This window comes from Desemzia sp. FAM 23988 (assembly GCF_045528365.1).
GTDB lineage: Bacteria > Bacillota > Bacilli > Lactobacillales > Carnobacteriaceae > Desemzia.
The window spans coordinates 65,027-87,891 of record NZ_JBGQQS010000008.1; the positions used below are offsets into that span (position 1 = coordinate 65,027).

A 22,865-nucleotide genomic window follows, 5' to 3' on the forward strand; every position below is an offset into this window, starting at 1 on the left:
CAGCCTCCTAAGACTGCTTCTTCTCTTGCAATTTATTGAGCACTCACATTTTGAGGCAGTTCGACAAAAGTCGGCTGTTGCTTTTGAAAAACTGCTAGTTGATCTACTCCATGCTCTCTCAGCATAGTAAAAGCATCTTTAAAGCGTAATTCATAATCTTCTACTACATGTGCATCTGAACTGACAGTAAATAAGGTGCCACCTACAGAACGATAAAGATCGATAGCATATTCATAGAGGTGTGCATTTCCGTATCTGTACATGCTTCTCGTATTCAATTCTAGTGCCATATCTTGTTGAACGGCCTCTTTAAAAATCTCCATTAGCTTTGGTTCTACAATCCTTAATTCCGCTACACTCACTTCATAACTTCGCAGACCGAAATCAAAATGAGCTAATACATTGGCATTTTTGAACTCACGTACACCTTGCAGCATCAAGTTGTAATATTCCTTCAGTTGATTCTCTAAAGGAACATCATCGTTACTCAACTGCATGAATCCATATTTGCCATTGTGATGGATGCTCATCAGTATCAAATCGTAATCTTTATCTTTCAAAAACTTTTGAATTCTCTCTTTATCTGGATACGTAAACCCAACTTCTATTCCCTTTAAGATACGATTGCCATAGAGTTGATTCAAACGCTCGATTTCCGCGGAATATCCGTCAAAATCTGGAATCACATCATCTGATGCTTGCTCCGTACTAAAGAAGTCCAAGTGTTCTGTTGTGATCAAGTTTTTACCAGCTGACCGTTCCAAGTAGTGTTCAAAAGTTTCGACAGAATCTGGTGAAAAATGAGTATGCATGTGTTGATCATAGTAATGCATGGGAAACTCCTCTCTTTTAAAACCTTATTTAGAGACTAGTGCTTGTTTACTTGCTTTATTTGCAGATGAAGCATTTCATTCCCATCAGAACCTCATCTGCCTTTTAACACTATTATATGATGGGAAGTCCTCCCATCCAACACTTTCATTATAGAGGATGGAAGTAAAACTCAGGTAAATTAGCCGTTAAGAATTCGTTTCTTTTACAACATTACACATAGCCTTATTCGCGACATTCGGAATTTCCTTGTAAGAATGAATAAAAACTCTGTAAAAGAAGTCCCGCCTTCTCTCACAGAGTAAAGTTTAATTAAAATTGACCTTGTCCTAAATAAGCCAGTGCATATTGCGCATACAGCTCTGCTCCGACTTTTAACGCTTCTTCATCGACATTGAAACGCCCAGAGTGGTGGGGCCAACATGTATCTTTATCCGGATTCCCACTACCAACGGTGGCAAATGCGCCAGGAATCTGCATCATATAGTAACCGAAGTCTTCTCCACCCATTGTAGGAGGACAATTATCGACTGCCGCTTCGCCAAAAGCTTGCGCAGCAACTTGTTGAACCAAATTAGCGGTTCTTTCTTCATTGTTTACCGGTTCAGTCATCCGTTGGTATTCTACCGTTGCTTGTCCGCCATACATACGGGCGATTTCTTCCGCATAATGTTTGATACATTCTTCTACTTTATCGCGCGTAGCCGGATCAAATGTCCGCACAGTACCTTCAATGTGAGCATTTTCTGCAATAACGTTAAAACGTGTTCCGACTTCCATTTTTCCTAAGGTCACAACAGCTGGTTGCATCGGATCGACTACGCGAGAAACAATGGATTGCACATTCGCTACGTATTGGGACGCCATGATAGCTGCATCAATGTTTAAATGCGGCTGTGCTGCATGACCGCCGCTTCCGACAAAATCTACTTTCACAATATCTGCAGCGGCAAAAGAAGGTCCAGCTGGACAAGAAACGGTTCCTACTTTTCCAGGAGCCCAAATGTGGATGCCAAAAGCATTATCTACTCCATCAACAGCACCTTGTTCCACCATCAATTTTGCACCTTCCGCAATTTCTTCAGCTGGTTGGAAGACTAAACGTACTGTACCCTCGAAAGTATCTTTTAATTGATTCAACGCAGAAGCTGCATTCATCAGCATAGACACATGAGCATCGTGCCCGCAAGCATGCATTTTTCCTTCTTCAACTGATTTGTACTCTACTTCATTTAATTGCTGAACCGATAAAGCATCCATATCAGCACGCAATAAAACAGTTTTTCCAGGTTTAGCACCTTTGATTTCAGCGATGACCCCCGTTGGTTTTGTTAAGCGGTAAGAAATACCTAATTCATCTAATTTAGCAGCTATTGTTTTAGTCGTTTCAAATTCTTCTAAAGACACTTCTGGATTCGCATGCAAGTGCCGACGAAAAGCGATCATTTCCTTTTCTTTAGAAGCTATCAATTCTTTAACGGGATTGGTTAATGTAATGGTATCTTGACTCATTCTCTCGGCTCCTTTAGGTTCAGCTGCTTTTATGCAGTAATTGAATTGTCTGAATATTTTGTAATTCTCACTATAACGATTCATTTTTCATTTGTCAAATCGAATTCTCATTACTTTTTAGATTGGTGTATCAACGTTTTTAAATAACTCAGTGTCTTTAATTTGTGAGAAAATTAGAATTGACAAAATATTCTAACTATTTTATCATTTAACACATTACTGTAAAGAAAAGAAATGAGGATTTTTATGAATAGTTTAGTTTCCATCACGATTATTTTTTGTATCTATGCCCTTGGCGATGTGATCGCTGTGAGAACCAAAAGTATTGTTTCTATGTTATTCACCGCATCTGTTTTCTTCTTAATCGCTTTTTGGTTGGGAATGCCTACCTCTATTTTCCAAGACTCCATGTTGTTACAGATCGGAAGCATTTTAATTGGTTTCTTGCTGGTTCATATGGGAACGATGTTGAATATCAAACAATTAAAAGAACAATGGAAAACCGTAGTGATCTGTGTTGCAGCAATTATAGGAATTACAGTGGCACTATTTTTGGTCGTTACTCCATTGATGGGCATAGAGACAGCCTTAGTTGGAGCTCCACCTTTATCTGGAGGCGTGATTGCAGCGATTCAAATGTCAGAAGCTGCTAATGCAATTGGACGCAGCGATTTAGCTTTACTGGCTTCTTTATTGGTCGTTGTCCAAGGTTTTGCCGGATATCCGATCGCCAGCTGGGCTCTGAAAAAAGAAGTTAAATCGTTTAAAGAAAAATACCGCAACAACGAAATCGAGCGCGTACAACAAGAAGAAACAACTTCCCCCTATAAAATATTTTCTGACTTACCTGAAAAATACCAATCAGGAAACGTTTATTTAGCAAAGGTTGCTGTAGTAGCTCTACTAGCCTCATTTGCTGCTAAAGGGCTAACCTCTTTATTAGGATTCCAATTGATCGATGCCAATATTATGTCTTTATTAATGGGGGTATTGTTCAGTGAATTGGGCTTTTTAGAAAAAAACATTCTGACAAAAGCAAATTCTTACGGCTTGGCTATGCCAGCACTAATTGTAGTCATCCTTTCCAATTTAGCTTCAGCCACACCTGACGTATTTCTAGATATACTGCCAGCTTTATTAGCGACTATTGTTTTTGGAACGATTGGAAATGTGCTTTTCTCCTTATTGGTCGGTCGTTTTTTAAAGATCTCACCTTGGATGAGTATCGCTTTAGGAATAACGGCTCTCTTTGGTTTTCCAGGTACAGCCATTTTGCCTGCTGAAGTAGCCAACAGCAATTTCTCAAACAGCGAAGAACGCCAATTATTTCTCGATTCAGTGACGCCTAAAATGCTTGTGGGTGGATTTGTGACAGTATCCATTGGATCAGTTGTCTTAGCAGGATTCTTAGCACCATTATTGATAAATCTTGTAGGATAAGCATCTGCGTTATGAAAAAAAAGGGACTGGGACAATAGTCTTTATCTCTGTCACATATTAAACGGGTGCTTTTAAATGCGTTCCAAAAGCCTGACCACATGCCTATAAACCAGCCTCCCCTTATGAGAAAAAGCATCTCATAAGGGGAGGCTGGTTTATATTCAATGGTCAAAATGTCTTTTGTCCTGCTCTCTCTTGTCTGAATTTTTCTTCACTTGGAGTTGCAGAAGAAAAATCTCCAATTTATCCATTGCCGCTTCTAAGACTTTCATATCTACACAAAAACTGATCCGCACATAATCGTCTGCTTCAAAATAACTGCCTGGAATAAGCGCAACGCCTTGTTCAAGAACTAGCTTCTGGCAGAAATCATATGAAGATAGCCCATATTTTTTGATAGACGGCAATATATAGAAAGTACCATCAGGCAATTCCACATCTACATTCATTGTTTTCAAGCGGTTGTATACGTAATCTCTCCGTAAGCGGTAGGAATTCAGCATCTCTTCGATATTGTAATCCAGTGCTGCTATAGCTGCATCTTGAATAAAGGTGTTGACACAAGAAAGTACATATTGGTGAATCTTGAGGGCTTCTTCGATAAAGTCCCAATCAGCTAATAAGTAGCCGATACGCCATCCAGTCATCGCATAAGGTTTCGAGAAGCTTTGACAGATGATGATGTAACTACGAATATCCTGGTATTTAGTTAATTGCTCAGGTTGTTCGGTAAATAACAATTGATTGTAAACATCATCGCTTATCACAAAAAGTTGGTGTTTCTTCACGGCCTCATAAATCACTTCTAACGAAGACGCATTAAGAATCGTTCCTGTAGGATTATTGGGCGAATTGATGATGATAGCTTTTGTGTTATCGGTAATGGCCGCCTCCAACATCTCTTTGGAAAGTTGGAATTGATTAGTAGAGGTATCGATCGGCACGCATACTCCGCTGTTCATTTGAATCAATTGACGGTATAAAGGAAAAGCCGGTTGTAAAATAATGACTTCTTCCCCAGGGTTGAGTAAAGTGGCTAAAGCCGTTGAAATAGCTTCAGTAGAACCAACCGTGATCATTACTTCTTCTGGTGAATACTCGATGTGATTGGTTTTTTTCTCAAATGCACAAATCGCCTCTCGCAACTCAAGGCTCCCTTGCGCTGATGAGTAATGAGTCTGGTTTTTATTCAGAGAATCGAGCGCAGCTTCTTTTATGGGTGCTGGTGTGGGAAAATCTGGTTCCCCCAAAGTCAGAAAAAGCGAGGCTTGATTGTCTACTGCATACTGATTAAATGCTCGTATCTCACTCGTCTCTACTTTAAGGACGTCTTCATTCAATCGTTCTTTCATTCGATCACTCCTTTTTGCTTATGAAAAAAAGTGTACCAGTTTGCAGAAAAAATACAATATCTAATTTTTTTTCCTGACAAATAGACAACAGAAAAATTTAATGGTAGTATATAAAACATCAAAAAAGCAACTTACAATTTAATAGAGGTAGCAATGTAGATGAGTAATACACCAGAGAAGGCATTCGATGACGATGTATGAAAGGCAGCCATTGCCGAACGATTGAAATCGGCAGATTTTATATCGTGGGGATATGGGAAATACCTATATCACTCCTGCTTAAAAAGCAGAGGCGCTATCATCTGTCTACATAACCATTGTATACATTTAAGACGCCAGAAATGGTGTCTTTTTTTATTGTTTGAGGAAAAAATTGTAAAAAGGAGTTTTGTATATGTCTGTTTACAAATATAACGGCTGCGGAAATACCTTTGTGATCACGGATTTCAAGAATGGAAAAGACTATTCTATGGAGGCTACCTCTTTGTGTAGTTCAGAACAATTTGATACAGATGGCTTAATCGTCGTCAAACAAAATCCGCTAGAGATGCTGCTGTTTAACCGTGACGGTTCCGAAGCTCCAATGTGCGGAAATGGGATTCGTTGTTTTGCCAAATATGTCCTAGACAAAGGTTTGACCACAGAAGAACGATTTCCTGTACAAACATTAGCTGGTGAGATGAACGTAGACATTCTTCAAAATGAGCCGTTCTACTGCGAAGTAAATATTGGTCGACCTGATTACTCAAACCATGCTTTTGATGCTGCTGACGATGCTCCTTACATCAATCGGACAATCTCTATTGATGGAGAAGACGTCACGTTCACCAGTTTGTTTATGGGTACTGTGCATACAGTTGTTTTCGTAGAAGATGCAGTAGCCATGCTGGAGACCGATTTAGGAGAAAAACTGTGCCATCATCCATTGTTTGCTCACCAAACAAATGTCAATTTTGTCCAAGTGCTGAATCGTAAAGAAATCATCGTGCGAACATTTGAACGTGGTGTCGGCTGGACATTGGCTTGCGGTACTGGCTGCAGCGCCAGCTTTGTGGTAGCTAGAGACGCAGGTTTAGTTGAAGATCGTGTAAAAGTACATCTAGAACAAGGAACATTGACTATCTCAGGTACAGAGGACATTTTCATGAATGGACCCGCTGTGTTTGAATACAAAAAATAGCTTTAGTGACTTAACTATTGAATTCTTAGGAGGAAATAATATTGAACGCACAAGAAATTATCCGATTTATTAAAGAAGCTAAAAAACGAACACCTGTGAAAGCTTACATCAATCTAAACGAAGCCATTGATTTCCCTAATTGTAAAGTATTTGGGGAAGGACTATCAAAAGTTGTCTTCGGTGATTACGAAGACTTGAAAGCCATCCTTGAAGAGAACAAAGAGCGTATCAATGATGTTGAACTAGAATACGACCGTAGAAATAGTGCTGTGCCTTTACTGGATACTACTAATGTAAATGCACGAATAGAACCTGGAGCGTTCATTCGAGATCAAGTAGAGATTCACGACCATGCAGTAATCATGATGGGGGCTATCATCAATATTGGCGCTATTGTCGGCGAAAATAGTATGATCGATATGGGAGCAGTTCTCGGTGGCCGAGCTATCGTTGGTAAAAATTGTCACATCGGCGCCGGCGCCGTTTTAGCTGGAGTGGTCGAACCCGCTTCAGCCACTCCTGTAATTGTAGAAGACGATGTCTTGATCGGCGCGAATGCTGTCATTATCGAAGGTGTTCGGATCGGCAAAGGTAGCGTGGTCGCCGCTGGAGCAGTGGTGATCGAGAATGTTCCAGAAAATGTGGTAGTTGGCGGCATTCCGGCGCGTATTTTAAAAGCAAAAGATGAAAAAACAGCCAGCAATACTGAATTGATCGCTGCTTTGCGAGAATTGTAAAATAAAAAAAATGCCATCCCAAAAGATACGCTGCTTCTAAAGTGTCGAAAGTCCATTTGCGTTCCTTTTTTGAGGCAATCTCCTCTTAAAGGGAACGTAATTTAATTTTATGTTCCCTTTTTCCAAAAAAATGAATGCAATAGGGAACGCAAAAAAGCGAGGAACTGGTATATTTCACCGTTTCCTCGCTCCTCATTTTCTAATTGGTTAGAGCCATTTGAAGCGCAATCTCCTACTAGACGAATCTACCTATTCTGCTTCTGCGTGTTCAAATACTAAATGCCATTCATTGCGCTTAGCTAAGAAGTCACGAGCAATTTGCTGTGCTCCCGCTAAAGTGTGGTGAGCTGCCCAGCCACATTGTTTTTCATTGCTGGCTGGAACTTCTGTAGCCACCAATACATCTTTCATTGTTTTTTCAAGTAATCCCAAGATATCTTTATAATCTTCGTGGTTCACAACTGTCAAATAAAAACCTGTTTGGCATCCCATCGGTCCGAAATCAACCACGTAATCTGCATGATTGCGGATCAATTCAGCCGTCAAATGTTCTAAAGAGTGAACAGACATCATGTCCAAATGTTCTTTATTGGGTTGTGCCATACGCACATCATATTTTAAAATACGGTCCCCATTTAGTCCTGTTTTCTCACTCGCTAAACGTACATACGGGGCACGGACTTTTGTATGATCCAAGTTAAAACTTTCAACATTCGTTTTTTCTGACATATTAAAAACTCCTTTTTTAGTTTAATTTGCTTTCTTGCCTTCTACGATCCAAACATACGGGTTCATTTGCGTAAAGGAAACGCTGAAACCAGCATCCTTGAAAGAGCGATACAAATCGGGTATCAAGGGATAGTATTCTCGTTTTAAATCTTCTTCTAGATCATAAAATTGGTTGTGAGCAGCTTCAGCTAGCTTTTGCTCATAAGAATCTCGGTCTATAAACATGGTATCTGCAAAAACTACGCTTCCTCCATCTTCCAGAAGCTCATAATATTGATGCAGAACTTCTGCTTTCTCGTTGGCATTCAAATGGTGGAACACATATGAACTCAAAATAGTGTTTATTTTGTAAGGAGGCAACGGAAAAGTTTGCATATCCCCATCAATAATATCGACAGTTCCCAACAGTTTAGCATCTGCTAGCTGCCTCATTTCTCCAGAAGGCTCAATGGGATAAACTCTTTTCCCCGCTGCCAACAGTTTTCGCGTTAAATTTCCAGTCCCGACCCCCAGCTCCAGAACAAATTCGCCACTTCGTTTGACCAGTTCTTGCAAAATCGAGTCGTATCCTAAAAAAACTTCCTTGTACTCTTCATCTTCTCCAGTTACAAAATCATCGTAATCCGTTGCCCAATCTGTGAAAATATCCAGAAATTCTCTTCCCATTCATTATCCCTCCATAGATGATGAAACAGATGTTAAAGCCTGCTCCAAATCTGCGATCAAATCTTCAGCATCTTCCAAGCCTACTGAGAATCTGACCAATTCATCTTTGATACCTGATTTTTCACGGTCTTCTTTAGGAATGGAACCATGAGTCATTAAGGCTGGAATCTCGATCAGACTTTCGACCGCGCCCAAGCTTTCCGCTAAAGTGATCAATTCCAACTTTTCTACAAATGCTTTAGCAGATAGTCCTTCTTTCAATTCGAATGAGACCATTCCGCCAAATCCACTGGTTTGTTTCTTCGCGATCTCATGTCCGACATGGCTTTCTAATCCAGGATAGTAGACTTTTTCGATAGCTGCATGATTGTCTAAATACTCTACGATGGCTGCGGCATTTTTTTCATGAGCGTCCATCCGAATGCCTAATGTTTTAATTCCGCGTTGCAAAATCCAGCTATCTTGAGGTCCTAAAATCCCGCCGATCGCATTTTGCAGAAAACCAATTTGTTCCGCTATTTGTGAGTCACTTGTAGTTACTAGACCAGCCACGATGTCACTGTGCCCACCTAGATATTTAGATGCGCTGTGTAAGACAATATCCGCACCTAATGTCAATGGACGTTGATGATAAGGTGTAGCAAATGTATTGTCTACAATCGTTATCAAATCGTGTTTTTTAGCGATTTCAGCCACTGCTTGAATATCAGTGATTTTCAATAATGGATTAGTAGGCGATTCTAAGAAAACGGCTTTTGTTTCTGGAAGAATAGCTGGTTCGATAGTCGTTAAATCACTCGTATCTACTACCGTAAAGGTCAACCCCAATCTTTTCAATACAGAATTGATCAGACGATAAGTTCCACCGTACACATCGTCACCTACTATGATATGATCCCCTTGTGAAAATAACGAGAAAATAGTATGCGTTCCTGCTGAACCAGAGGCGAAAGCAAAGCCTTTGACTCCACCTTCAATATCTTTGATCAATTCTTCGACTGCAAAGCGAGTCGGGTTGCCCGTTCGTGAATATTCAAATCCTTTATGCACCCCTACTTTTTCTTGTTTGTACGTTGATGTTTGATAAATCGGCACATTCACTGCACCTGTTGCTTTGTCTCGACTGACCCCGCCATGGATAAGAGCTGTTTTTAAATTCATTTTGTCTGATTCTCCTTTTGATAGATATTTTTACTTAAATAACGTTCACTGCTGTCTGGAAAAATAGTCACGATCGTACTTCCTGGTGGCAGCATTTCTGCTTCTTTCATACTGGCTGCAAATGCTGCTCCACTTGAGCTTCCTATCAACAGACCTGATTTTCCGGCTAATTCTCTGGCATAGAAAAAGGCTTCTTCATCCGAAATAGTGTAGACAGCATCAAATTGTTCTCTCTTCATAAAGTCAGGCATAAATTCCATTCCAATACCTTCCGTTTCATGGCCGTGAACTGGTCCTCCTGCAATGATCGAGCCTTCTGGTTCAACGATCGCCGTTCGGATGCGGCTGTCCCATTCTTTTAGATAAGCAGCTGTCCCTGTAAACGTCCCGCCACTGCCTGCACCTGCCACAAATGAAGTCAACTTCTCATTTTCTAAGTCCCGTTTGATTTCCGGACCGAGTGTTTCGTAATACGTTAAAGGATTAGCCGGATTTTCAAACTGCAATGGAATATAACTATTGGAGATTGCTTGCTGCAGTTCGCGAGCTTTTTCGATCGCTCCTGTGATGCCTTTTTCAGTAGGTGTATGCACGATTTCTCCTCCCAAAGCCTCCATCAATATTTGTTTTTCCAGACTGAATTTTTCTGGAACCGTAAAAATCGTCCGCAAGCCAAAATTTTGTGCTGCCAGAGCCAACCCAATACCTGTGTTGCCGGCAGTTGGTTCGATGATCGTGGTATCTTTATTGATCCATCCTTTATCGAACCCGTCCTGCAGCAGTTTGAAGCCTAAACGATCTTTTACACTGCCGCCAGGATTGAACGATTCCAGTTTGGCTAGGATACGGTTGCCATTTGGAATTTTGATTCCTTCAATTTCGACAAGCGGGGTGTTCCCAATCAAGTCTATGATTGTTTTAACAGGCATTTTTTTACTCCTTTTCTAATTTAAGGTACAAAAAAAGCGCACATGAGTAACGTTCTACTCATGCACACTTTGGCATTCATCATTTGTTTTTATAAGTGTTTTCAACAGAACAAACTAGTTTCATTCCTTTAAATCCAATTATGGAGAAAAAGATTGTATGAAACCGTTATCTGTCTTTATAGAAAAGCACTATAAAAAGAGAGAATTACGCAAATGAGTCTGGTGTTAAGCATGAGTGTTTATTTTCATTTAAACAACAACAACATACTAAACAACAACAGTTCATTTTGCGCATGGAATTCTCTCCTTTCTTTTTTACGTATTTTTTAACTAAGATCATCTTACACAACTAATTTTTTTCTGTCAAATTTTTTTTAATTTTATTTTTCTAAGTTGTAAATTTATTGTTGCATCTCTTCCGATTTTATATATTTATTAATTTCCCCACTCATACCCTTCCGAATAAAACAGCTTTTACAAGCTCTTTCGTTTTTATTGTCTCAATTTCTGTGTTACAAAGAGGATACAGATAATTAGCGGAAAAAACATTTGGTAAAGGAGATTTTAACAATGGAAAAAAAATTCGATATAGTAGTCATTGGTAGTGGTGTAGGTGGTATGGCAGCAGCTTCTGGTTTAGCCTCTGCGGGTAAAAAAGTTGCTATAATAGAGGAAGATCTATGGGGAGGAACTTGTCCAAACCGAGGTTGTGATCCAAAAAAAGTTTTGGTTTCCGCCGTTGAGGCTATAGATCGTGCTCAGCAACTACAAGGTAAAGGATTAGAAACTGTCCCTCATGTGAATTGGACAGAACTCATGGCTTTTAAAAAAACATTCACTGCCCCTGTGCCGAAACAAAGTAAAGAAAGCTTGGAATCGTCTGGAGTAGAAACGTTCACTGGCAAGGCAGAATTTATCAATAGCCAAACTTTAAAAGTAAATGAAGACAAACTAAAAGCGGAGCACTTTGTCATTGCCACTGGTGCACGTCCCTCATTGCTGGATATTGAAGGGAAAAAGCATTTCCTAAACAGTAATGACTTTTTGTCTCTTCCAGAAATGCCTGATACTATCACCTTAGTGGGCGGTGGTTATATCTCTTTTGAATTTGCGGCCATCGCTAATGCGGCAGGTGCGAAAGTACATGTGATCCAACACAATGATAGTCCTCTTAAAGCCTTTGACCGAGAACTGGTCGACCTTTTAATGGAACAATTAGAAGCTAAAGGGGTGACTTTCCACTTGAATATAGAAGTTTCTAAGATCGAAGCGACCTCGAATGGTTATTCATTATCTGATGATTCGGACTTTCACTTAGACAGCGATTTGGTTTTCTGCACTACAGGACGGATACCGAATACGGAAGCATTAGCCCTTGAAAATGCCGGAGTTGAGTGGGATAAAAAAGGGATCACTGTTAATGATTCTCTCCAAACAAGCAATCCAGCTATCTTTGCGATCGGAGATGTCTTGTCTAAAACCCAACCTAAATTGACCCCTGTTTCGAGTTTTGAAGCGGACTATTTAGTGTCACATTTGACTGGACAAAATACTAAACCTATATCTTATCCAAGCATTCCTACGATGGTTTTTTCCGGTCCCAAATTAGCCCAAGTTGGCGTAACGCCAGAAACAGCAGCGAATAACGAAAATGACTACGAACTGTCTACTATAGACGCCAGTAAGTGGTTCAGTTACAGACGATTAAACGAATCTATCTCAAAAATCAAAGTCGTTACAGATAAGAAAACTGGTTTATTAGTAGGCGCCACTTGTTTGAACAATGAAGCAGATGAACTGATCAATTATTTCAGCCAGCTGATCGAGCAAAAAGTTACCGCTGCAGCAGTCTCTAAACACATTTTTGCTTATCCAACTATTGCCAGCGATTTGTCTTATTTTTATTCTTGAGGTTGGTAAAAGAATTCTGATTTTTACATGATAAATCAAGACCAATAATTTACAATTTTGCAATAAAAAGGTATAGTTAATAATGGTTTGAAATTAGGTTACCTTATTAGAGGAGAGATCATATTGGAAAGAGTAGTTGGAACAGTAGTAAGAGGACTTCGTGGCCCAATCATTAATCAAGGAGACGACATTGAGCAAATCGTAGTAGATACAGTTTTAAATGCAGCAAAAGTTGAAGGTTTTTCAATTGAAGACCGCGATATTGTAACTGTAACTGAGTCTATCGTTGCTCGTGCGCAAGGAAACTATGCAACAATTGATGATATTGCAGCAGATGTTCAAGCTAAATTTGCTGGAGATACAATTGGTGTTATCTTCCCGATCCTTAGCCGCAACCGCTTTGCAAACAACTTGCAAGGAATCGCTCGTGGAGCAAAAAAAGTTGTTTTAATGTTGAGCTACCCATCTGATGAAGTAGGAAATCACTTAGTAAATATTGATGAGTTAGATACTAAAGGTATCAACCCTTGGACTGATATCTTAACTGAGCCTCAATTCCGTGAACACTTTGGGCAAGTTGTCCACCCGTTTACTGGAGTAGACTATATTGATTACTACAAAGGAATTGTTGAATCAGAAGGCGCTGAATGTGAAGTTATCTTCTCGAACAATCCAAAAACCATTTTAACATACACTAAAAGCATACTGACATGTGATATCCATTCACGTTTCAGAACAAAACGTATCCTGAAAGCTAATGGTGCTGAAAAAGTTTATGGTCTTGACGACATCCTTTCAGAATCGATCAACGGTAGCGGCTTTAATGAAGCTTATGGTTTGCTTGGTTCAAATAAAGCAACCGAAGAAAGCGTAAAATTATTCCCTAACAATTGCCAACCTATCGTAGACGGCATCCAAGCAAAAATCAAAGAATTGACTGGAAAAACAGTTGAAGTAATGGTTTATGGTGATGGAGCCTTCAAAGATCCAGTTGGAAAAATCTGGGAACTTGCTGATCCTGTAGTATCTCCAGGTTTTACTGAAGGTCTTAAAGGAACACCTAATGAAGTGAAATTGAAATACTTAGCTGACAACAACTTCTCTCAACTACGTGGAGACGAATTGAAACAAGCTATTTCTGAATACATTGAAAACAAACAAGAAGACTTGGTTGGATCAATGGAAGCACAAGGAACAACTCCTCGTCGTCTGACTGACTTGATTGGTTCATTGTCTGATTTAACTTCTGGAAGTGGAGACAAAGGAACACCTATGGTCTACATCCAAGGATACTTTGACAACTATACAGTTTAGAGAGCGAAAGCGGTTGGAAGATTTTCTTCCAACCGCTTTTTATTTTTTAAATATAAGGTAATTTTGGTTTTGCTAGGACAAAATGGATGCTCAGATTCGGTCTATTAATCAAGTAAAGTCGAATTTAGGACTCACTTGATTAATAGATAGGTTCTATTGATCAAGTGACCGCCCATTGCATCCTCACTTGACTAATAGAACAGATTGAACGCCCCACTTTTCCATCCTCTATACGAAAGCAGCCTCTCGATTCGCCAAAATTCGTGAATCGAGAGGCTGCATTTTTCATTTCTTATTCTTTTGGTTCTAGATCTTTAATAGAATTAATGTCCATATACTCCGGTACTACAAAACCGTTTTGCGTTCCGGTCAAGTTAGGTCCTAAATCTACTAGATCTTCTTCGTATTTTTCATAAAAAGAGTTGTGTGTAGTAGGCAGCCAAGGAGAAATTGAAGCATCTGCTTTTCCGTTTGCTACTGCTTCAAATAAAATCGCAGGGTCGACATCAGATACGGTCACATCATAGCCTTGTTGCTCTAAAACAGTTGCTAGAACTTGGCTAGAAGCTCGTTCTGAATCCCAAGGCGTTGAGACTAAGTCGATTTCTTCTCCGTCTACTTTTTCTGTACCTTCTAACCAGCCATTGATTTTATCTTGGTTGGATTCTATCCAATCTGCTGAAGCTTCTTCAATGGAACTCGTTTGGGCGTCAAACGTAATTTTTTCCATATCTTCCACTTCCCATTCAAAGGCATCCAAAATATTATAAGCATTTGGCATTTCTTCTTCAAATCCTAGTCGGGCAATAGTATGGATACTTTCCACTTCTCCCAATGTTCCTTTAGGATCTTCAATAAATTTCAAATCATACTGGGTGAATTTGTAATGAGGAGCCCAGCCTGTAACAATAATAGGTTCTTCATTTTCAATCGCTTGTCCAAGCAGCGTCAACATACCTGCTGTAGAACTTTCTTCCAGTTCCCATCCCTCTAGATTATCGTATTCTTCTAATGTCTTTTCTGATAAACCTGTCAATCCTGCTCCAGGTTCGATACCTATAATCGTATGCTCTACTTGTTCACTGATGCTGTTATTCGCACTTGCAGCATCTTCTTCTTTACTACCGCATCCTGTTGCAAGCAGCACCGTTGTCAATCCCATCGTTATCCCTATGTTTCTTACTTTCATTTCTTTTCCTCCATCATATTAAAAGCATTCCACTTTTTTATTTCGGCTAATGTTTCGTCCTTGAGCAACGCATGATTAAATGCATCAATCAAGGGATAGTTAGTCTTTTCGCTCCACTTTGTTTTTTTGATTACCGATAACCATATGTACAAATAAGCAGCTCTTTCTATTAGGAATCCATTAATACTCAGAAGTATACCCCTGTTTTTATTCACTTATATGCAATTTATTCTTGAGGCCTCCTCTCTTGAGAGCAGGTCACCGATTTAGAATAGCCACTATCCACCGTAACATTAATCGCATATCGTTTCAAATTTGATCAATAAAAACACAGAAATAGACAGCGCTGCTTCTTTCAGCAAACACTGTCTCTATTTTGGTTATTCTCTTATAAAATCAATCATCCACTCATTTACTTGTTCGGCTTTTTCATGTTGAATCCAGTGCGTCGCTTCTCCAATCAATCTTCCTCGACCCTTATCGCAGTACTCTAAACTTTTGCTCGCTAATTCTTGACCTAAAAACTGATCTTTAGCTCCCCAGATCACAAAAGTCGGGACTTTTACTCTTGCGGGAACCTTTTGGCTGGAAGGGTAACGAACTAAAGCGCGATACCAATTGATCATCGAGCGCATCGCTCTGGGCTGCGACCAAGCAGAGCGGTAACGTTGCAAGTCTTCTTCACTGAACGTCCCTTTTTGACTGGTTGCTTTCAACGCTTTCACTGCTGGCTCCCAATCAGACACACTAAACAGTCGTTCCGGCACTCCTCGCAATTGGAAGAAACCGATATAAGAGCTTTTCAAAATTTGCAGCGGATGCTGCAGTATTTGCTTAGCCATAGCTTGTTCATGAGGTGCATTCAAAATGATCAATTTGTGCAGCAGGTCAGGATACTCTCTTGCTACTCTCCAAGCAACGATGCCTCCCCAGTCGTGTCCAACCAAATAGACTTTTTCTTTTCCGGAGGCTTTGATTAAACCGGCAATATCGGCTGCTAAATCTTTCATTTGATAGTCACGGATTTTTTTAGGTTTGTCGCTAAGATTATACCCTCTCTGGTCAGGAGTCCAAACTCGATAGCCTTGACTCGCTAAAGCGGAGATTTGTTTTTCCCACCCGTACCAAAATTCAGGAAAACCATGCAGTAAAAGAACCACTTCTCCTTCTTTCGGTCCTGCTTGAACCACATGTAGCTTGATGCCGTTTGTTTCAATAAACGTATGTTCAATAGTTTCCATTTTGCTTACAACCTCCTGATCGACTCTAAGTTTCAAATTATTGGATGACTAGTTGATAATGGTACTTACTTTCCTATATTCTAGTCCATCTTCTGTTAGTATTCGAAAGATAAGGCTTTTAAAAATGTCTACAAAAAAAGAAAGCCACTTGTAGGCTTTCTTTTACGATAGAGTATTAAATATATTTTTTGATCGTTCTTACCATTAAATCCACTAACAAAAAGAATCCAATACGCGAAATAGAATCGTCTCGTTTGGTATCCATCTCTTCTGTGTGGCAATACAGCTTCAAATCTGCATAAGATGCCAAAATACTCGATTGAAAAGCTGTTAAGCTGATGATTTTGGCTTTTTTCATATGGACTTTGCGCGCTGTATCAATGATTTTTTTCGTACTGCCTGACAACGAGATCAAGATCACTACATCATTTTCGGTGACCAAATTTGTAAAAGTCTCCGATAAATTATAATCCTTGATGAAAAAACAGTGCAGACCTAATGAAAAGAGCAAGTGTTCCAGATAGTACCCCACTGGCTTACTAGTTCCCCGAGCCATAATGAAAATATTCTTTGCTTGAATGATCTCTTCAGCACAGCGATCAAGATCTTCTTCTGAAACGAGAGAAAGAGTTTTATCGATGCTGCTGGTCACTGTTTCTTTTGCAGATAATTTGCTGTTATGTACTGTAACAGCTTTTTCTCGCAGTTGCTGATTGATATGGTACTTGAGTTCTTTGAATCCACTGAACCCCATTTTTTGCGCAAGATTGATAATCACGGTTTTAGATACAAAAGAAAGTTCAGCAAGTTGGTTGATATTCACGTACGGAATCTCTTCCAAATGATTCATCATGTATGATAGAGCTTTTCTTTCGCTTTCAGTCAAATCATCGTAGCTATCTATAAAATCAAGCATGGCACTCATCCTTTTAGCAGTATACCTTCAGTATATCACACTCTTTAGATCATGGAAGTTGGATTTAACCACTGCTTCAATTCTTCTTTAGACGCATATTCTAGAGACAATGCGGCTTCTTCTAATGTCGTATTTTCTTTTAACGCTTTATGAGCGATCTCAGCTGATTTTTCATACCCGATGTGAGGCGTTAAAGCTGTAACGAGCATTAACGAACGATGAACCAATTCATCCATACGATCGGTATTTACGGTCAATCCAACCAGACATTTTTCTCTGAGTGAGCGCATCCCGTCCGTTAACAAACCGACCGTTTGCAAGAAATTATGAATAATGACAGGTTTATACACGTTCAATTCGAAATTCCCTTGACTGGCAGCCACTTGAATCGTGGTGTCGTTGCCCATAACTTGAGCGGCGATCATCGTTAGAGCTTCCGCTTGAGTAGGATTAACTTTTCCCGGCATGATTGAACTTCCCGGTTCATTGACCGGTAAAGACAGCTCTCCCAATCCGCTGCGGGGACCGCTCGCCAGCCAACGGATATCATTGGCTATTTTCATCAAATCACTGGCTAATGCTCGCAAAGAACCATGAACAAATGACAATGGCTGATGACTAGTCAAAGCAAAGAACTTGTTCTCATCACTGACAAATGGAATCCCTAAAGCTTTCTCCAGCTCTCGAGACACTTTGACACCGAAATCACTGGATGCATTTACTCCAGTCCCGACGGCCGTTCCTCCAATAGCCAGCTTCAATAAAGAACTGCTGCTCATTTCTATTGCTTTTAAACTGTTTTCAATCATGCTTCTCCATCCACTCAGTTCTTGAGCAAATGTAAGAGGTGTGGCATCTTGCAAATGGGTTCTGCCTATCTTGATGACTCCTTCATATCGTTCCATCAATGCTGAAATGACTTCTAGCCACTTTTTCATTTCTGGTAGTAGTTGTTCTTGGATTTCTTTATAAGCTGCAATATGCATAGCCGTTGGAAATACATCGTTCGAGCTTTGTGACAGGTTCACATCATCATTAGGATGCACAGGAGTCGTCTTAGAAGCTAAGTGGCCCAGTACCTCATTTACATTCATATTGGTTTGCGTTCCGCTTCCGGTTTGCCATAAGCACAATGGAAATTGCGATTCATACTCGTTCAAATTATCCAATACCAGCGCACAAGCTTCTTGGATGCTGGTCCCTTTATCTGAAGAAAGCTTGCCCTCTTCTTTGTTTACAATAGCACAGGCTTTTTTCACTTGAACCAAGGCTTCAATCAACTTTAGCGGCATTTTTTCTGTTCCAATTTGAAAATTTTCTATACTCCGTTGGGTTTGAGCACCCCATAAAGCATCTTGGGGAACGGCTATTTCTCCAAGAGAGTCCTTTTCGATTCTATCCACTCTTATTCCTCCTAGATAGTCGCTACTCCGGTGTTTCGAGCAGCTTGAGCGACATACTCAGCCACTTGTTCCGCAACTTTTTTATTTAAAGCATCCGGTATAATATAGTCTTCCGATAATTCTTCTTCAGGAATCATGTCTGCAATTGCTTTTGCGGCAGCAACTTTCATTTCCTTATTGATCGTTGTTGCACGTACTGCCAATGCTCCTTTGAAAATACCTGGGAAAGCCAGTACATTGTTGATTTGGTTTGGAAAATCTGAGCGGCCTGTCCCCATAATACGTGCACCGGCTGCTTTAGCCTCATTATACATGATCTCAGGTATTGGGTTGGCCATCGCAAATACGATCGCATCATTTGCCATAGACTGAATCATTTCACGCGTAACGATTCCTCCAACAGAAACTCCGATAAAGATATCTGCACCTTTCATAGCGTCACTCAGGTTTCCTTTTACTTGTTGAGGATTAGAGCGCTGTGCCAATCGTTTTTTATGTTCGTCCATTGGTCCTTGTCTGTTTTCTGCTAAAATACCATGTTCGTCGCAGATGACAGCTTCTTTTATCCCCATATCCATCAGCATCGTTATGATGGCTGTACCAGCTGCTCCAGGTCCGTTCAACACAACTTTTATCTCACTTAACTCTTTCTTGATCAAACGCAAACTATTCATGATTCCAGAAACTACCACGATAGCTGTTCCATGCTGGTCATCGTGAAAAACAGGAATCGGCAACAGATCATCCAGTTGTTTTTCGATTTCAAAACATCTCGGCGAAGAAATATCTTCTAAGTTTATCCCGCCAAATGTTGGAGCTAGAAAACGTACCGTTTGAATGATTTCTTCAGAGACTTTTGTATCTAGACAAATCGGAACAGCATCTACTCCAGCGAATTCTTTAAACAAGATCGCTTTTCCTTCCATTACCGGCATTGCAGCTTCTGGTCCGATATCTCCTAATCCAAGGACAGCTGTTCCATCTGTTACGACCGCCACAAGATTCCCTTTTGACGTATAAGTATAAGATTCTCTCACGTCTTCATGGATTTTTCTGCATGGTTCCGCAACGCCTGGCGTGTAAGCCAAAGCTAAATCCTCTCTTGTATTGATCGAAACTTTGCTTTCAACAGAGATTTTACCTTTTTTTTCTTTATGCAGAGCTAAACTTTTCTCATTCGTATCCATTCTTTTCTCACCTTTCTGTAAAACAGTCTCAAACGAGGAAAAGAGACCTCTCCATTATATAAATTGAGGTCTCCAGACACAATAAAATTAATTCGTATATTCTGCTGCTATTTCTTCTGCCAGTGCAGCAGCACGTCCAGCTTCTTTTTCAGCAATTTGAACAGACAATCCGATGTAATTGCGCGGATCGATCATGGCTCTTACTTCTTCTTCCGTAAATTCACTAGCTATCGTCTCATTTGCCATCAAATTAGTGTAAAAGTCTTCACCTTCATCAGCTGTTTTCATGGCAATATCGTACATCAACGAATGAGCGTTGTCTTTTCCGAGTTTAGTAGCTAGTTCCATCATCACATGCTCACAATTGTCCAGGCCTTGATTTCTCAATGCATTATGCAGCATTCGTTCTCTATGCGGAACCATCGTACGAGTCAATTCTTCCGTTCTTAAAAGAACTTCTGTAGTTAGTTCTAACGCTTCCTCCAATATACCGTCAAACAGCATATAAGAGCTGCTATCACCTTCATAAGGTCTCACAGAAGAATACATTCCAACGCCTGGTAAAGAATACAGTTTTTGTGAATTGGCTACGATCCCTTTAGCTAATTTAGGATTGATCTTGTGTGGCATTGTACTGCTCCCAACCGTTCCTTTACTAAATCCTTCAGAAATCTCACCGATTTCTTCTAGTGTTGTGCTGTAGACTTCTTCCCCTATTTTGTGGCAAATATTCGCCATCAATGCCAAATTCATCATGTATTCTATTTTATGAGTACTGATATTACGTGATGGGACTTCCATTGGATACATTCCAGTCAGTTCAGCCACCCGTTTTTGCACAGCCGGTCCCACTTCTGGCATGGAACTGAATGTTCCTACAGCTCCACCCATCATGATTTTAAAGACTCTCTTTTCTACTTCCTGCATTCGTTCATAACACTCAATGAAATCACTGATCCATGCAGAAACTTTGTATCCGTAAGTAATTGGAGTCGCATGACGACCGTGTGTACGTCCCGGCATAACAGCATCTTTGTTTTCTTCCGCTAACTTGCTTAAGTTTCCTAAAATTTCCCCTAACAGTTGCATGTATTTATCATGGACTTGTTTGACCATGTACAATTGAGAGCTTTGTTGGATGTTTTGTGTTGTGATGCCGTAATGGACGTATTTCCCGCTTTCTTCCGGACACGCTTTTACGAGTACTTTTAAGAACGGCACGAAACCATGACCAATTTTACGGTAGATTCGATCCATTTCTTCAAAGTCGATATTTTCGACTTTAGCAGCTGTTTTAATATCTCTAGCTGCTGACTCGGGGATAAACCCTTCTTCAGCTTGAGCTTGAGCTAGCGCACTTTCAAACAACAACCACGTTTTATATTTTTCTTCGTCGGAAAATAATGCTTTTATCCCTCTGTCATCTATTGTTTTGCTTTTTGAATCATATAATGCTCTCATTTGATAGAAAACCTCCTAAATAATTTAAGCCAGTGCTTCATCTACAGCGTTTCTGACAAACTCTACTTGTGGACCATAAACGATATGGATATGTTTAGCTGCTGGGAAAAAGAACCCAGTGCAGCCGGATTTTTCCAACAGATTTTTGTCCACGACATTAACGTCTTTGATATCGATCCTCAATCGTGTAATGCAATTTTCTACGTGATCGATGTTGCTTCTTCCACCTAGCGCTTGTACTACGATATCAGCGATCTCACCATAGCGTTTTTCTCTGATTAAGGTATTGTCTAAGTTCTGAGATTCTTCTCGTCCTGGGGTCTTGATGTTGTATTTCAAAATAGCCCATTTGAAAATGAAATAGGTCAAGACGCCTAAACCTGCGCCAATCAATACTAGGAAAATCCAATTGGTTTTTTCATAAAGCAAACCAAAAATGGTAAAGTCAAAAATCGTCCCTCGAATATACCCTACTGCTACATTAGCTAAAGACAATAGAACAGCTCCGATTCCAACGATTACCGCGTAAACTACAAATAATAATGGAGCTATAAAGACAAAAGTAAATTCAAGCGGCTCAGTAACATTTCCAAGCATAGCTGTCAAAACCATTGTGATCAGCATTGATTTCACTTCTGTTTTGTTTTCAGCTCGTGCTGTTTTGTACATTGCCAACGCGATCGCTGGGAATAAGAATAACGTCACTAACATTTGTTGTTGCGCCATAAAACGTGTCAAATCAGGCATCATAGTCCAGTACTCACTGTTAGGACCTTGATTGAACAATACCTCATTCATTGCCGGTACTACACCGACAAATGTTTCTCCTCCGATCACATAAGAACCACCTGCTTCAGTAAAGCGGAACAAAGCGTTCCATACGTGGTGCAAACCAAATGGGATGAATAATCGTTCTCCAGCTGCCGTAAAGAAAGGTCCCATAACACTTAAGAAAACAACTGATAATCTCATCAATAATCCAACAAATAATTCCCAAATAAACGGTAAGCAAGCACCGATTGCAATCATGATCCCAATAGTAATAATGGGAACAGACTTCTTACCTGAAAAGAACGCTAAAGCTGTCGGCAATTCCAAATTATAAAAACGATCCGTTGCCCAAGCTGCTACTAAACCAGTAATGATTCCTCCAGCTGCACTAATGTTCATTGTCTGGATTCCTAAAACAGTTATTTGACCGACTTGAGTCATCACTTCCGGATCCGCTATTTTACCGGTCAAAGTCAACCAGACATTCATCGTAATAATCAAAGTCAAATATCCAGTAACAGCTGCAAAAACGGAAATTCCTTTATCTTTTTTACTCATCCCGTAAGCGACTCCCATTGCAAACAATAGTGGAATATTGTCAAAAATAACACTGGCGATCGTCCGAATGCTGACCAATAAAGCATTGATGTTCTCATTCCCTAAAAATGCAAACCGTTCAATCATATAAGGCTGTACAAAAGCCCCGCTGATCCCTAAAATCATCCCAACAGGTGCTAACACCCCTATCGGCAGCAAAAGTGTTCGTCCAAATCGTTGAACAGATTCACTAAATTTTTTCTTTTCCCCCATCAGTTCATTCTCCTTTTATTCATGATGACATTATCTTAGCATGCAGTCATTCAATAAAAAAGCGCTATCATATTATTCTATCTGATGTATGTCAGGGAAAATGACTTAGGTCATACGGGACTTTA

At 40.0% G+C, this 22,865-nt stretch carries 19 protein-coding genes and 1 riboswitch; of the genes, 5 read left to right on the forward strand and 14 right to left on the reverse strand.

Translation table 11 applies throughout. The features are described from left to right. Positions 1–32 precede the first annotated feature (32 nt). A complete protein-coding gene (locus tag ACEN4L_RS06285) occupies positions 33–833 on the reverse strand; it encodes a histidinol-phosphatase HisJ family protein (protein ID WP_407096376.1) in 801 nt (266 codons plus the stop codon). 310 nt (positions 834–1,143) lie between these two features. Further along, positions 1,144–2,343, reverse strand: a complete 1,200-nt coding sequence (locus ACEN4L_RS06290; protein ID WP_407096375.1) for an amidohydrolase — start codon at positions 2,341–2,343, stop codon at positions 1,144–1,146. Positions 2,344–2,589: 246 nt separating this feature from the next. Between ACEN4L_RS06290 and ACEN4L_RS06295 the strand changes: the two genes are divergently transcribed. Beyond that, a complete protein-coding gene (locus ACEN4L_RS06295; RefSeq protein WP_407096374.1) occupies positions 2,590–3,783 on the forward strand; it encodes a hypothetical protein in 1,194 nt (397 codons plus the stop codon). Between the two features lie 161 nt (positions 3,784–3,944). Here ACEN4L_RS06295 and ACEN4L_RS06300 read toward each other — a convergent pair whose 3' ends face one another. Next, entirely contained in the window at positions 3,945–5,135 is a 1,191-nt protein-coding gene (locus ACEN4L_RS06300) for a pyridoxal phosphate-dependent aminotransferase (RefSeq protein WP_407096373.1), read from the reverse strand. Positions 5,136–5,269: 134 nt separating this feature from the next. Beyond that, positions 5,270–5,441: riboswitch (Lysine riboswitch) on the forward strand. 88 nt (positions 5,442–5,529) lie between these two features. On the opposite strand from ACEN4L_RS06300, the gene dapF reads away from it, so the two are divergent. After that, positions 5,530–6,315: a diaminopimelate epimerase gene (gene dapF, locus ACEN4L_RS06305; protein WP_407096372.1), complete on the forward strand. Its 786-nt coding sequence runs from the start codon at positions 5,530–5,532 to the stop codon at positions 6,313–6,315. Between the two features lie 41 nt (positions 6,316–6,356). Beyond that, positions 6,357–7,052 (forward strand): 2,3,4,5-tetrahydropyridine-2,6-dicarboxylate N-acetyltransferase, encoded by a 696-nt coding sequence (gene dapD, locus ACEN4L_RS06310; protein WP_407096371.1) that lies wholly within the window; start codon positions 6,357–6,359, stop codon positions 7,050–7,052. 249 nt (positions 7,053–7,301) lie between these two features. Here the strand turns inward: dapD and ACEN4L_RS06315 are convergent, their stop codons facing one another. The 4 genes from ACEN4L_RS06315 to ACEN4L_RS06330 are packed head-to-tail and all read right to left on the reverse strand — an operon-like array spanning position 7,302 to position 10,537. Next, entirely contained in the window at positions 7,302–7,781 is a 480-nt protein-coding gene (locus tag ACEN4L_RS06315; RefSeq protein WP_407096370.1) for an S-ribosylhomocysteine lyase, read from the reverse strand. 21 nt (positions 7,782–7,802) lie between these two features. Continuing rightward, complete coding sequence (locus ACEN4L_RS06320; protein ID WP_407096369.1) at positions 7,803–8,447, reverse strand: class I SAM-dependent methyltransferase; 645 nt, start codon at positions 8,445–8,447, stop codon at positions 7,803–7,805. 3 nt (positions 8,448–8,450) lie between these two features. Continuing rightward, positions 8,451–9,608: a cystathionine gamma-synthase gene (locus ACEN4L_RS06325; RefSeq protein WP_407096368.1), complete on the reverse strand. Its 1,158-nt coding sequence runs from the start codon at positions 9,606–9,608 to the stop codon at positions 8,451–8,453. Further along, positions 9,605–10,537, reverse strand: coding sequence for a PLP-dependent cysteine synthase family protein (locus ACEN4L_RS06330; RefSeq protein WP_188204119.1), 933 nt, complete (start codon positions 10,535–10,537; stop codon positions 9,605–9,607). Before ACEN4L_RS06330 ends, ACEN4L_RS06325 begins: the two co-directional genes overlap by 4 nt. A gap of 570 nt (positions 10,538–11,107) precedes the next feature. Between ACEN4L_RS06330 and ACEN4L_RS06335 the strand changes: the two genes are divergently transcribed. Continuing rightward, the gene (locus tag ACEN4L_RS06335; RefSeq protein ID WP_407096367.1) at positions 11,108–12,448 is read left to right on the forward strand and encodes a dihydrolipoyl dehydrogenase family protein; all 1,341 of its coding nucleotides are present in this window, start codon (positions 11,108–11,110) and stop codon (positions 12,446–12,448) included. A 123-nt stretch (positions 12,449–12,571) separates the two neighbouring features. Continuing rightward, positions 12,572–13,762 (forward strand): coenzyme F420-0:L-glutamate ligase, encoded by a 1,191-nt coding sequence (locus ACEN4L_RS06340; RefSeq protein WP_188204121.1) that lies wholly within the window; start codon positions 12,572–12,574, stop codon positions 13,760–13,762. A 292-nt stretch (positions 13,763–14,054) separates the two neighbouring features. Here the strand turns inward: ACEN4L_RS06340 and ACEN4L_RS06345 are convergent, their stop codons facing one another. The 7 genes from ACEN4L_RS06345 to ACEN4L_RS06375 form a co-directional block, all read right to left on the reverse strand. Next, on the reverse strand, positions 14,055–14,951 hold the full coding sequence (locus tag ACEN4L_RS06345) for a glycine betaine ABC transporter substrate-binding protein (protein WP_407096366.1): 897 nt from the start codon (positions 14,949–14,951) through the stop codon (positions 14,055–14,057). A 380-nt stretch (positions 14,952–15,331) separates the two neighbouring features. Further along, the gene (locus ACEN4L_RS06350; protein WP_407096365.1) at positions 15,332–16,192 is read right to left on the reverse strand and encodes an alpha/beta fold hydrolase; all 861 of its coding nucleotides are present in this window, start codon (positions 16,190–16,192) and stop codon (positions 15,332–15,334) included. A 175-nt stretch (positions 16,193–16,367) separates the two neighbouring features. Next, positions 16,368–17,108, reverse strand: a complete 741-nt coding sequence (locus ACEN4L_RS06355) for a MurR/RpiR family transcriptional regulator (RefSeq protein WP_407096364.1) — start codon at positions 17,106–17,108, stop codon at positions 16,368–16,370. 44 nt (positions 17,109–17,152) lie between these two features. Continuing rightward, positions 17,153–18,511 carry a class II fumarate hydratase gene (gene fumC, locus ACEN4L_RS06360; RefSeq protein ID WP_407096363.1) on the reverse strand — a complete coding sequence of 453 codons (1,359 nt, stop codon included), beginning with the start codon at positions 18,509–18,511 and terminating at the stop codon, positions 17,153–17,155. Positions 18,512–18,522: 11 nt separating this feature from the next. Further along, positions 18,523–19,698 (reverse strand): NADP-dependent malic enzyme, encoded by a 1,176-nt coding sequence (locus ACEN4L_RS06365; protein ID WP_407096362.1) that lies wholly within the window; start codon positions 19,696–19,698, stop codon positions 18,523–18,525. An 87-nt stretch (positions 19,699–19,785) separates the two neighbouring features. Continuing rightward, complete coding sequence (locus tag ACEN4L_RS06370; RefSeq protein ID WP_407096361.1) at positions 19,786–21,159, reverse strand: adenylosuccinate lyase family protein; 1,374 nt, start codon at positions 21,157–21,159, stop codon at positions 19,786–19,788. 24 nt (positions 21,160–21,183) lie between these two features. Further along, positions 21,184–22,740 (reverse strand): PTS transporter subunit EIIC, encoded by a 1,557-nt coding sequence (locus ACEN4L_RS06375; RefSeq protein WP_407096360.1) that lies wholly within the window; start codon positions 22,738–22,740, stop codon positions 21,184–21,186. Positions 22,741–22,865 lie beyond the last annotated feature (125 nt).